Source organism: Limnohabitans sp. 2KL-3 (assembly GCF_001269405.1).
Classification (GTDB): domain Bacteria; phylum Pseudomonadota; class Gammaproteobacteria; order Burkholderiales; family Burkholderiaceae_C; genus Limnohabitans_A.
Genome location: NZ_CXON01000004.1, coordinates 224172 through 236722, shown reverse-complemented (window position 1 = coordinate 236722; position 12551 = coordinate 224172). Strand labels below are relative to the sequence as shown.

Genomic DNA, 12551 nt, shown 5'->3' with positions numbered 1-12551 from the left:
ACGGTGTTTTTCCATAATTCAGTCGCGACAGCACAGGTGTTTGTTGAAACTAAGAGCGTGATTGGATCGAAGACAACAACACAAACGACCACCTTGTTGCCCACCCTGATGCAGCGGTGCCTTTGACACTGCTGTGGCCATGACCTCAATCAATACAAACACATCAGTGATCATGAATGCATTAAAAACTCCTTTCGCCAGCTTATGCCAAGTACGCTTTTTGCTGCTCGTTGCCACCGTTCTGACAGGGGCGGGATTGACGGCCTGCGGCGGCGGTGACGATGCCACGGCAACAACAACTGCAGCGACCACGGATACCAGCACGACCGCCACCAGCACGGCTGGCGTGCTCTGCGACTACGCCACCAGTGCGTTCAATGGCTCGGCGTCGGTCAATGCCACCGCCACGGCAACTTGGTCCTGCAGCAGCGCATTGCGTTCGCTGACCGCCAACGGCCTGCCAGACCACGATGTGGGCACATTCCCCAACAACGACAACCCCAACCCCATTTCTGCACAATCCATCGCCGCCTCTGTCACCGTGACACCTGTCGCGACAGCGGTCGTCACGCCGCGTGTCGGTGCCAAGGACAAGCCTGGCGTGGCTTTGAATGGCATCACCTTTGACCCGGGCACAGCGGGCACTTGCAGTGACGCTGGCAATTGCCAACAAGGCGGCCAGCCTTTGGGCGCATGGAGTCTGGAGGCTTTGGGTCAGACATTCTTTAAATGGGGAACCGACAGCAGCAACGCGCACGTTCAGCCCAACGGGATGTACCACTACCACGGTGTTCCAGAGGGCTTGCTGACCAAACTGAGCAAGGGAAACAAGGCCATGACCCTGATTGGTTGGGCTGCGGATGGTTTTCCAATCTACGCACGCTATGGCTATACAGTCGCAAGCGACGCCAGCTCTGCGGTCAAGACGGTCACATCCAGCTACCGCACCAAAGCGACGCCTGATGTCAATCGCCCTGCCAACACCTCAACCTATGCCATGGGCACCTTCACGCAAGACTATGAATACGTGGCCGGTTTGGGCGATCTGGACGAATGCAATGGTCGGACCGGCGTCACACCTGAATTTCCCAAGGGCATTTACCACTACTACGCCACCGATACCTTCCCTCACCTGCAACGCTGCGTCAAAGGCAAGCTGTGACGAGCATGAACTCATGGTTGCGGGCATCGGTTTTGACATGCCTGCTGGCAGTCTTTGCCATGTCGACAGCCCATGCGCATTGGGTGGTGTCGCAACGGGGGACCTTGAACATTGTGGGGGATGGTGCATACATGGTGCTGTCACTGCCCGTGTCCTCATTGACAGGATTTGATGACGACCAAGATGGCCTGCTTTCCATCCAGGAACTGCGAGCCCATGGCGCGAGCATTGAGTCGCAAATCAAGCGGGGCGTTACATTGGACAGTGACCAAGGGCGCAGTGTGCTGGAAGGCATCCTGCTCAACACGGCACCGCCTGACAGCACCCCCTTTGCACCATCCACCCACTTGGTGGTGCTGGGACGATTTGCGATACCAGCGCTGGCCACTGACCTCCAGCTTGGATTGCGCTTGTTTGGCACAAATGCCGATGAGCAAACGGAGCACATCGCCGTCACGCGGGGGGCGCAATCTCAGCTCATGACATTGACACCCGAGCATCCACAGGGGGCTGTCTTGCCCTCGGCCTGGGCCAGCTTGGCGCAGCAAGTGCAGCAGGGGGCTTGGCATGTGCTTTCGGGTGCCGATCATTTGTTGTTTTTGCTGGTGGTGCTGGCAGCAGCATGGAGCTTGCGCCAAGTGGTGCTGGTGCTCACCTGTTTCACGGCAGGTCACGCGGTGACGCTGGTGGCCTGTGCTGTGTATGGCTTGGACGTGCCCGGCGCTTGGGTTGAGCCCGCCATTGCCGCCACCATCGTGGGCATGGCCGTGTTTGACCGCTGGTCAGCTCATCGCAGTTTGACGGGTGCGGTTGCTGTGCGTTTGACATTGGTTTTTGTCTGCGCCTTGATTCATGGATTGGGTCTGGCCGGTGCTTTGACCGACCTGGGTGTGGGCGGGATGGGCAAGGCCATGAGCTTGCTTGGCTTTAACGTGGGCATTGAACTGGGACAGTTGGTCGTTGCTTTCAGCGCTGCGCTGGTGATGTGGCTTATTCGGCAATTGAGTGGACCGGTTGTCCTGACCCAAACCACCCGTTTGGCCTCGTATCTTTCGATGGCTGTGGGCACCTTCTGGTTTTTTCAAAGAGTTTTGGGTGACTGAGCAACCAGTCACGCCACACACATTGATCAATCGCGACACCCTCGGGATATTGGATGATGACATCCTCCACAGCTTGGAGAGCCTGCATCAAAAGGGCATTGGCCAAGTGCGCTCTTGTCGCGAAAGGTGGAATGATGACATTGATATCGACAAAGTGTCGCCATACTTTTATCGCGACATTGTTGTTCTGTGAAAAGGATTTGAGGAAATATGGCGTCATCCAACACGCCTGAACCCTAAAGCGCAGCGCCCAAGCCACGCACCGCAGCATGGAAGAAGCCAAAAGCGGACCCGCCTGTGCCCAAGGCGCTGGGGGCGCAGAGGGCGCAGCCAAGCAGTCATTGATCATGGCCTGCGGCGGTCGGCCGGTTCCTACCGTTCGATGCACGGAAATGAGCGAGAGGACAGTGCGCATAGCGGAAGTTAAGCTGCAGCCAACACAAGCGTCGAAGGCTGGTGGAGTGCCTCATAATCAAAACCTGCCCCTCTCTTGGCGATGTGCCGACCTTTCATCATGGATAAATTCTTGCTCCAGCAGCAGGTGCTGGACCGGCTCGCCGAGGACCTTCTGCAAGCAGAACAGGCCGTGCGTGCGGCCCATGAAGCGGCGACTCACGAAGAAAACATTGCCGAAAACAAATACGACACACTTGGACTCGAAGCCGCCTACCTTGCCACCGGCCAGGCTCGGCGCGCTGAAGACATTCGCCAGGCGATTGCCAATTGGCGCCAATTCCGCCCGCGCCCCTATGACGCCAGCAAAGGTATACAGCTCGGCGCGCTGGTCTTCTTAGTCGATTCCGCCGACAAGCAGCAACTGCTCTTTCTCGGGCCGGATGGGGGCAGCATGAAGTTGGTCAGCGGCGCACAGCTCATTCAGGTCATCAGCAGCGAAGCCCCTTTGGGTAGGGCCATGCTGGGTAAATACGAGGGTGATGAGGTGTGGATACAGGTTGCTTCAATTCGACAGCAATTTGAGGTGCTGCGGGTCAATTAATCAGCAAGCAAGCCCAAGCCAAATTGGCATACTGGCCCAGGGCCTGGCACCAAAGCCAAGTGACTACTGTTGGCCGATATTTGCCCCCCTGCGGACCAACGCCAATGTCCGCTCCCGCTGCAAACCAGCCCATCCACGTTCAGCTCAACTCACCAACTCCACAGCGTCCCGTCATGCTGCAGCCGGTTCACAGGCAAATAAGCCCTTTGGTAGGGGTACTTGGCCGCCAGCTTTTCGTCGATGTCCGACCCGTGGCCGGGTGACTCGCCGCAGTGCATCATGCCGCGCTCGAAACGGTAGTCGTGCGGAAAGACCGACAGCATTTCTTCGCTGTGGGGCATGAACTCTTGCACACCGAAGTTGGGCACCCAGGTGTCAAAGTGCAGGGCTGCGCCCATGCATACGGGTGACAAGTCGGTTGCGCCGTGGCAGCCGGTGCGCACTTGGTAGAGGCTCGCCAAGTCGGCGATGCGGCGCAGGTGCGTGATACCGCCCGCGTGGACCACGGTGGTTCGGATGTAGTCGATCAGCTGTTTTTCGATCAGGGTTTTGCAGTCCCAGATGCTGTTGAAAATCTCGCCCACCGCAATCGGCGTGGTGGTGTGGTGGCGTATCCACTGAAAGGCGTCCTGGTTCTCGGCCGGGGTCGGGTCTTCCATCCAGAACAGGCGCATGGGCTCCAGCGCTTTGCCCAGTTGGCCCGCCTCAATGGGCGTCAGGCGGTGGTGCACGTCGTGCAGCAAATGGATGTCGGGGCCCACGGCTTCGCGCACGGCTTCAAACAGGCCGGGGGTGTGGCGCAAATACTTCTCGGTGCTCCAGTCGTGTTCGCTGGGCAGGTTGCCGTCTGCGGGTTCGTACATGCGGCTGGCACCATGGTGGCCACTCACGCCATAGACCTTGTTCAGGCCCGGCACGCCGCTTTGGGCGCGGATGGCCAAGTAGCCTTCTTCTTTGTGGCGCAAGACTTCGTCCACCGTCTCGGCCGTGTCGCGGCCATTGGCGTGGCCGTAGACCATCACCCCGGTGCGGCTGCGCCCGCCCAGCAGCTGGTACAGCGGCATGTTCGCCATCTTGGCCTTGATGTCCCACAGCGCGGTGTCCACGGCGGCAATGGCGCTCATGGTCACTGGGCCGCGCCGCCAGTACGCGCCTTTGTAGAGGTATTGCCAGATGTCTTCGATCTGCTGCGGGTCGCGCCCGATCAGGCAAGGGATGAGGTGGTCTTCCAGATAGCTAACCACCGCCAATTCGCGGCCGTTGAGTGTGGCGTCGCCCACGCCGTACACGCCCTGGTCGGTTTCAATTTTGAGGGTGACGAAGTTGCGGCCGGGGCTGCAGACGATGACGCGGGCGGCGGTGATTTTCATGGTTCAGATTTGTTCGGTGGGCGCAAGTTCAGGCGTTGGCAATAGGTGTTGTCGACGGTTTTCGCCTCGGCAAGGACCTGTGGTCAACCGGTCATGTCGGAGCTGAAGCTGCCGACCTACGGGGCGGCTCGTTTTGTAGGTCAGCGGCTTTAGCCCCGACATGAGTCCTTGGCAAACGGGTAAACGTCGGAGCTGAAGCTGCCGACCTACGGGACGGCTCGTTTTGTAGGTCGGCGGCTTTAGCCCCGACATGAGTCCTTGGCAAACGGGTAAACGTCGGACCTGAAGGTGCCGACCTACGGGGCGGCTCGTTTTGTAGGTCGGCGGCTTTAGCCCCGACATGAGTCCTTGGCAAACGGGTAAACGTCGGAGCTGAAGCTGCCGACCTACGGGGCGGTTCGTTTTGTAGGTCGGTGGCTTTAGCCCCGACATGAGTCCTTGGCAAACGGGTAAACGTCGGAGCTGAAGGTGCCGACCTACAGGAAGCCGTGGCGGCTTTTGTCATGGTGTTGTGGTCAACAGTTGCTGGACTGCGGCGTCCACACCGTGCAGCAGCACTTGCTGGTGCCAGTGCGTGACGCGGGCGATCCATGCGGCGTGTTGGGGCAGGGCGCTGCCCCACAGGTCTTCACGGGCCAGCAGTGCGCGCACGCAGGCTTCAGGCTCGGTGCGCTGGGCAGCGCCCAGGGCCATCAGGCTCTGGGCTTGCGGATCGTTCAGGGCATAGGCTTGGCCTTGCTCGTCCACAGCCAGCGTGTAGCGCACGAACACGGCTGCGGCCAGGGCGTGGTGTTCAAACGAAGCGCCTTGCGCGATTTGCCCGAGCACCGAGGGCGGCCAGCGCTGCGGAATTTTTTGCGAGCTGTCGGTGGCGATCTGGTGAACGCTGTGCTTCAAGTACGGGTTGCCAAAACGCTCAATCAGCGCGTCGCGGTAATCTGCCCAGTCGGTGCGACTCAGGTGCGGTGAGACTTCGTGGCCCATCAGTTGGTGCACAAATTCTCGGATGTGCGGCACGCCAATGCAGCTGGCAATGAAGGGTCTGCCGGTGATGGCCCCCATGAGCGCCATGGCCGTGTGGCTGCCGTTGAGCATACGCAGCTTGGCCTCTTCGTAGCTGTGCACATCGCCCGTCACGCGCACACCGGCGCTTTGCAGCAGGGCCGCGTCGGCAGGGTCGGCAAAGCGGTCTTCGATCACCCATTCCCAAAAACCTTCGGTGCTCAGGGCGCAGTGGTCTTGCAAGCCCAGCGCCTCTTGCGCGGCGGCCATCACCTCGGGGGTGGCGGCAGGCACGATGCGGTCGACCATGCTGCACGGGAAAGCGCATTGCGCGTCCAGCCAGCGCAGCAGCTCGGCGTCTTGCGTTGTCATGTCTTTGGCTGGAATCTCGGCCTTGACCAAGGCTTGTAGCTTGTGGCCATTGCCTTGCAGGTTGTCGCACGAAGCGACGGTGACGCCGGGCAAGCCCTTTTGCTGGCGCAGGCGCAAGCCTTCCAGCAGCAGCTGGCCTAAAGCGGGGGTGTAGCCTTTTTCTGTCACGGTGAGCGTGACCCAGCGGGTGGTGGGTGCGGCGATGGCTTGCACCACCGCATCGCGCTCGGTGGCGGCCACATTCATGCGCCAAAGTGCGCCGGGCACTTGCCACCTGACGCCTTGCCCATCGGCCACACGCACGGCGTACAAGCCATCTTGCGCACGCAGTTGTTTCACCAAGTCAGGACGTGTCATGCCCACACCGTGAATGCCCCAGCGTGTGTCGCCACTGGCCAGCAGTTGGTCAAACACCATGGCCTGGTGGGCGCGGTGAAAAGCGCCCAGACCCAAGTGCACCACGCCAGGGGCGTGGGCCGTGCGGCCATAGGTGGGGGTGTGCACGGACTCGGGCAGGGCGCGGAGTGTGGCAGCAGACAGGATCATGGTGTGAGGTGTGTAGACCTTGAGCGCAGGGCCAGCGGCCATGCGCTCAACGCTGTTGGAGTTTCTGTTCAGACGCCTCAATCTCTGCCCAGGTCGCGTCGTCGATCCAGATGCCGTTTTGTTCGCGGTCGGCGCGTGCCGTGCGTTCGGGCTCACCTGCGAGCTTGACGCCATCGCTGCCGGGGGCATCGGGGCTTTGGCGCAGCCAGTCGGCAAAGGCCAGGGCTTCTTGCTCGAACATGGCTTGTGTGCCCAGGCGCACAGGGTCGATGAGCATGGTCAGCATGCTGTTGAGCACGGCGCGTTGGTTATCCGCCTCGCGGTGCCATGTCCCGCCGCCGGTCAGCGCACCACCCAGCAGTTCGCAGGCCATGGCCATGCCAAAGCCTTTGTGGTCACCAAAGGTCATGAGTGCGCCAAACAAACCGTTGGATTGCGGCACCACCACCACGCCCGGGTCGGTGGTGGGATGGCCGTGTTCGTCGATCAAATAACCGGGTGGGACCTGTTCGCCCTTGTTGTGCGCCACGCGCATCTTGCCTTGCGCCACACGGCTGGTGGCAAAGTCCAGCACAAACGGGGGCCGGTCGCCCATGGGCACGCCAATGCAGCAGGGGTTGGTGCCAAAGCGGCCGTCGCCCCCGCCAAAGGGCGCGACCACGGGGCGTGAGAGCACGTTCACAAAATGCACCGACACGAGGCCTTGCGCCACAGCCATTTCGGCAAAGTGGCCAATGCGGCCCAAGTGGTGCGAGCGGCTCAGCGCCACGGTGCACACGCCGTGTTGCTTGGCGCGTTCAATGCCCATCTGCATGGCCTGCACGCCGGTGATCTGGCCGTAGCCGCGCTGGCCGTCCAGGTTGAGCAAGGGGCCGGTGTCGAGCAGCACTTTAACGCCCGTGTTGGGCGACAGGCCGCCTTCGAGCACCGCGTCCACATAGCGCGGCACCATGCCCACGCCGTGTGAATCGTGACCACTCAAGTTGGCCATGACCAGGTTGTCGGCCACCTGGGCGGCCTCGGCGGGGGCGCTGCCCGCTTGTTCAATGATGCGGGCGACTTTGGCGCGCAGTTCTGCGGCGGAAATGGTGTGGCTCATAGAGGTCTTGTCGTCTGTCAAAAAATCATCAGAACGGTTTGCACCGATGGTTTGAGTAGGTCGGTGGCTTTAGCCCCGACATGAGGCCTTTGGCGAGGCGGACAAACGTCGGACCTGAAGGTGCCGACCTACAGCAGCCCGCCTGTCTGCCCGATGTCCAAACGCGAATCACGACAGGGCTTACATCACCGCGCCCACTTGCCAGGGCACAAACTCGTTTTGCCCGTAGCCGTGTCGTTCGCTCTTGGTGGGCTCGCCCGAGGCGGCGGCGAGGATCATCTCGAAGATGCGCTGGCCCATGTCGGCGATGCTCACGCCGCCGTCTACGATCTCGCCGCAGTTCAGGTCCATGTCTTCTTCCTGCTTTTTCCAAAGGGCGGTGTTGGTCGAGAACTTGAGGCTGGGCGAAGGGGCGCAGCCATAAGCGCTGCCGCGCCCGGTGGTGAAGCAAATCAGGTTGGCGCCACCCGCCACCTGGCCCGTGGCGCTGACGGGGTCGTAGCCGGGCGTGTCCATGTAAACAAAGCCTTTGGCGGTGACGGGCTCGGCGTATTCGTACACCGCTTGCAGGTTGCTGGTGCCGCCCTTGGCCACCGCACCCAAAGACTTCTCCAGAATGGTGGTCAGGCCACCGGCCTTGTTGCCGGGCGAGGGGTTGTTGTTCATTTCGCCACCGTTGATGGCGGTGTAGTTTTCCCACCAGCGGATGCGCTCGATCAGTTTGTGTGCCACTTCGGGCTTCACAGCACGGCGCGTGAGCAAATGCTCTGCGCCATAAATCTCGGGCGTTTCGCTGAGGATCGCGGTGCCGCCGTGCTGCACCAGCAAGTCCACCGCCGCGCCCAGGGCGGGGTTGGCGCTGATGCCCGAATAACCGTCCGAGCCGCCGCACTGCAAGCCCACCGTGATGTGCTCGGCGCTGCAAGGCTCGCGGGTGATGGCGTTGGCGCGGGGTAGCATTTCTTCGATCAAGGCAATGCCTTTTTCGACCGTGAGGCGCGTGCCGCCCGAGTCCTGGATGTTGAAGACCTTGAGCGTGTCGCCCACGCGCAGGCTGCTGTGCGCCAGCCAGGTGCTGAGCTGATTGGCCTCGCAGCCCAGGCCCACCACCACCACGCCCCAGAAGTTGGCGTGTGTCGCGTAACCGGCCAGCGTGCGCTCGAGCAACTGGATGCCCAGCCCTTCGGTGTCCATGCCGCAGCCGGTGCCGTGCGTCAAGGCGACCACGCCATCGACATTTGGAAAATCGGCCAGTGCAGCCGGGTTGTTGCGTTTGGAAAAGTGGTCGGCAATCGCGCGTGCGGCGGTGGCCGAGCAGTTCACGCTCGACAGCACGCCGATGTAGTTGCGTGTGGCCACGCGGCCGTCGCTGCGCTTGTAGCCCATGAAGCTCGCTTGTTGGCGCACCGGCTCGGGCTTCACATCTTGGCCAATGGCGTAGTCACGCTCGAAGTTGCCTTTTTCGGCACCCATGTTCAGGTTGTGCGTGTGCACATGCTCGCCCGGCGCAATGGCTTGGTGCGCAAAGCCAATGATCTGGTTGTAGCGGCGTACCGGTTCGCCCACGGCGATGGCGCGGGTGGCCACCTTGTGGCCCGGCGGGATCAGGCCGCGCACGGGCACGCCCTCGACGGCGCTGCCGCTCATGAGTTGGCTGCGAGCGATGACCACGTCATCGGCTGGATGCAAACGGATGAAACTGCTCATGAAATGTCCTCAATAAAACTGCTTGGGCAACCACAGCACCAAGCTGGGGAAGTAGGTGATGACCGCCAGGCTGCCCAACAAGGGGAACAGCCAAGGCAAGATGGCCATGGTGGTGCGTTCGACGCTGAGCTTGGCCACGCGGGCCAGCACAAACAGCACCATGCCCATGGGCGGGTGCAACAAACCGATCATGAGGTTCAGCACCATGACCAGACCAAAGTGAACCAGGTCAATGCCCAGTTGCTGGCAAATCGGCACCAGGATGGGCACTAGGATGGTGATCGCAGCGGTGGGCTCCAGGAAGCAACCCACAAACAGCATCAGCGCATTGGCCAGCAGCAAGAACACCCAAGGCTCTTGGGTGAAGCCCAGTACCCAAGCGGAGATGGCGGTGGTCACGCCCGTGGCGGTGAGCATCCAGCCAAAAATGCTGGCTGCGGCCACGATGAACAGCACGGTGGCAGTGGTTTCCACCGTGTCCAGGCAGATCTTCACGAACATCTTGAAGTTGAGCGTGCGGTACCAGAAGAAGCCCAGTGCAATCGCCCAAACGCAAGCGGCAATCGCGCCTTCGGTGGGGGTGAACACGCCGGTGGTCATGCCGCCAATCAGGATCACGGGGGTCATGATGGGCAGCACGGCCTGGAAGTCAAAAAACTTGTCGGCGGCGAACAAAACGATCAGGGCCACAAACACCGTGAGTTGAGGGGGTGTACCCATGGCCGTGACCAGCCACCAAATCGCGAGAGGCCAGCCCACCACCACAGCGGTTTCGGCCAAGGCCTTGATGACTTTGGGCCATTCGAATTTCACATCGGCGCCCCAGCCGTTTTTGTGCGCGAAATAGGCCACCGTCAGCATCATGAGCAGCGCCATCAAGATGCCGGGCAGGATGCCCGCGAGGAACAGCGCACCCACCGACACGTTGGCCATCATGCCGTAGATCACAAAGGGCAGGCTGGGTGGAATGATGGGCCCCAGCGTGGCTGAAGCAGCCGTGACGCCCACCGCAAACTCGGTGCTGTAGCCATGGTCTTTCATGGCCTTGATCTCGATGGTGCCCAGGCCTGCCGCGTCGGCAATGGCCGTGCCGCTCATGCCCGCAAACACGACCGAGCCCACCACGTTGACGTGGCCGAGGCCCCCTTTGAGCCAGCCCACCAAGGCCAGCGCGTAGTTGTAAATGCGGTTGGTGATGCCCGCGTTGTTCATCAGGTTGCCGGCCAAAATGAAGAAGGGCACGGCCAGCAGCGGAAAGCTGTCGATGCCAGAGACCATGCGGTGGATCACCACAAAAGGCGGCGAGCTTTCAGCAAACAAGAGGTAAATCAGCGACGCGCCCGCCATGGCAATGGCCACCGGGATGCCGCCGCTCATGAGGATGAGAAAAAGGATCTTCAACATGGAGAACTTTCTAAAGGCGTTTCAGCGGTCGGTCATTTCGGATTCGGGGCGTTGCAGCACGGTGTAACCGCGCTGCCAATGCACCTTGGCCACCCACACGGCGCGCAGGCACATGGCTGCAAAACCGGCCATCACCACGCCATAAACCAGGTTCATGGGCAAGTCGATGATGGTCATCTTGTAGCTGCCCAGTTTCTCCATCATCTGGCCCGTGAGGAAGGTGGCGGCAGCAAAAAAAGCGATGCGCATCACATCGACCACCGTGCCCATGGCGCGACCCATCCAGTCGGGCATGAAGCGAAAGAAAAAGTCCACTTGGATGTGGTTGTTTTTGGCCACCCCAATCGTGGCCCCCGTGAAGACGGTGGCAATGAGCAGATAGCGTGCAATCTCCTCGGTCCACGAGGCTGAGTTGTTCATCACGTAGCGCGTGAAAAATTGGTAAAAAACCGTGAGGCCCAAAGCCCAGAAGAAGGCCAGAGCCACCCAGGCTTCGATGGGTGTGCCCGACAGATCGACGTCGTCGTCGGTCGCGTGAAACTGGCCATCGTCGCCCATGACTTTGGGCATGGCGTCGAGGTCGGGGAGATTGCTCATGGTGTGTCCTTGGGATCGAAAACTTGGCCAGATGAGCAGACCGAACTCGGTGAGTTCGGTCTGCAAGGAATAGCCAAAGCATCAGACCTGTGCCATCGGCACAAAACCTGATGCGTGAGCGCCTTATTTGGCGGCCTGGATCTTGTCGAAGTCAGACTGCGTGAAACCCATGCCGGTCAAGGGCTTGTTTTTCAGGACAGCATCCTGGAAAGACTTGCGGTCCACCTGCACCACTTGCAGGCCTTTTTTCTTGAACTCGTCCACCAACTCGGCTTCGCGGGCCTTGACTTTGGACGATGCGCGGACAGCGGCTTCCTGGGTCACATCGGTGAATATTTTCTTTTCGGCATCGCTCAGCTTGTTCCAGACATGCGGGGCGATCTGGGTGGTCAGGCCGTCGACGATGTGCCCGGTGAGCATGATGGCCTTTTGCACTTCAAAGAACTTCTTGGCTTCGATGGTGGTCAATGGGTTTTCTTGCGCTTCTACAGTGCCGTTTTGCAGGGCCAGGTACACCTCGGCAAAAGCAATCGGTGTGGGGTTGGCGCCGCACGCTTCAGGCGTGGCACGGTAAGCCGGCACATCGGGCACGCGGATCTTGATGCCCTTCATGCCAGCGCAGTTGGTGAAGGCTTTTTGGGCGGTGGTGTGGCGTGCACCGTAGTAGGTGTAGGCCGTCACCTGGATGCCAGTGCGGGTGCGGAATTCGCTCACCATTTCCTGGAACACGGGGCTCTTGGAGTAGGCAATCAGGTGGTCGCCATCGCGGAAGATGAAGGGGTAGTAGGCAATGCCAAAACGGGGGTAGGTGCGAGCTGCAAATGAGGGGCCGCTGATGATCATGTCTACCGTGCCCAGGGTCAGGCCCTGGTTGATGTCGGTTTCCTTGCCCAAGGTGGAGGCCGGGAAGACCTGGATGTCAAACTTGCCGTTGCTGCGTTTTTTGATTTCTTCGGCGGCCCACACCGATTCGGTGTGGAAGGGCTCGGACGTCTCGTAGACGTGGGCCCACTTGAGTTTTTGCTGGGCCTGCACCGCAGTGCTGCCCAACACGGTCATGGCACCCACGGCAAAAGCGCCGACGGTGGCCAGGGTTTTCAGGGTCAATCGTTTGCTCATCAAAGTCTCCTCGTTGGTATTGAAAAAAATGCTGACGCGGGAAAATGCATGCCTTCTAGCGGACCCTCTTTGG

The 12551-nt window shown here is 60.6% G+C and carries 10 protein-coding genes; 3 read left to right on the top strand and 7 right to left on the bottom strand.

Annotated features, from left to right (window positions below; translation table 11 throughout):
* The first annotated feature begins 220 nt into the window (after positions 1 to 220).
* The 3 genes from AMM41_RS08165 (at position 221) to AMM41_RS08150 (ending at position 3262) form a co-directional block, all read left to right on the top strand.
* Positions 221 to 1162 (top strand): YHYH protein, encoded by a 942-nt coding sequence (locus tag AMM41_RS08165; RefSeq protein ID WP_228769164.1) that lies wholly within the window; start codon positions 221 to 223, stop codon positions 1160 to 1162.
* 59 nt (positions 1163 to 1221) lie between these two features.
* The gene (locus tag AMM41_RS08160; RefSeq protein ID WP_228769163.1) at positions 1222 to 2265 is read left to right on the top strand and encodes a HupE/UreJ family protein; all 1044 of its coding nucleotides are present in this window, start codon (positions 1222 to 1224) and stop codon (positions 2263 to 2265) included.
* A 514-nt stretch (positions 2266 to 2779) separates the two neighbouring features.
* A complete protein-coding gene (locus AMM41_RS08150; protein ID WP_089956000.1) occupies positions 2780 to 3262 on the top strand; it encodes a GreA/GreB family elongation factor in 483 nt (160 codons plus the stop codon).
* A gap of 149 nt (positions 3263 to 3411) precedes the next feature.
* On the opposite strand, the gene manD is transcribed toward AMM41_RS08150, so the two are convergent.
* The 7 genes from manD to AMM41_RS08115 all read right to left on the bottom strand — a co-directional run bounded on the left by manD (position 3412) and on the right by AMM41_RS08115 (position 12478).
* Positions 3412 to 4632 carry a D-mannonate dehydratase ManD gene (gene manD / locus AMM41_RS08145; RefSeq protein ID WP_089955996.1) on the bottom strand — a complete coding sequence of 407 codons (1221 nt, stop codon included), beginning with the start codon at positions 4630 to 4632 and terminating at the stop codon, positions 3412 to 3414.
* Between the two features lie 501 nt (positions 4633 to 5133).
* Entirely contained in the window at positions 5134 to 6594 is a 1461-nt protein-coding gene (locus AMM41_RS08140; RefSeq protein ID WP_228769162.1) for a mannitol dehydrogenase family protein, read from the bottom strand.
* 4 nt (positions 6595 to 6598) lie between these two features.
* Positions 6599 to 7651 carry a malate/lactate/ureidoglycolate dehydrogenase gene (locus tag AMM41_RS08135; RefSeq protein WP_089955991.1) on the bottom strand — a complete coding sequence of 351 codons (1053 nt, stop codon included), beginning with the start codon at positions 7649 to 7651 and terminating at the stop codon, positions 6599 to 6601.
* A gap of 180 nt (positions 7652 to 7831) precedes the next feature.
* Entirely contained in the window at positions 7832 to 9358 is a 1527-nt protein-coding gene (locus tag AMM41_RS08130; protein WP_089955987.1) for a UxaA family hydrolase, read from the bottom strand.
* 9 nt (positions 9359 to 9367) lie between these two features.
* Complete coding sequence (locus AMM41_RS08125) at positions 9368 to 10762, bottom strand: TRAP transporter large permease (RefSeq protein WP_089955984.1); 1395 nt, start codon at positions 10760 to 10762, stop codon at positions 9368 to 9370.
* A gap of 21 nt (positions 10763 to 10783) precedes the next feature.
* A complete protein-coding gene (locus AMM41_RS08120) occupies positions 10784 to 11359 on the bottom strand; it encodes a TRAP transporter small permease (RefSeq protein WP_089956360.1) in 576 nt (191 codons plus the stop codon).
* A gap of 123 nt (positions 11360 to 11482) precedes the next feature.
* The gene (locus tag AMM41_RS08115; protein ID WP_089955980.1) at positions 11483 to 12478 is read right to left on the bottom strand and encodes a sialic acid TRAP transporter substrate-binding protein SiaP; all 996 of its coding nucleotides are present in this window, start codon (positions 12476 to 12478) and stop codon (positions 11483 to 11485) included.
* Between the last annotated feature and the right edge of the window lie 73 nt (positions 12479 to 12551).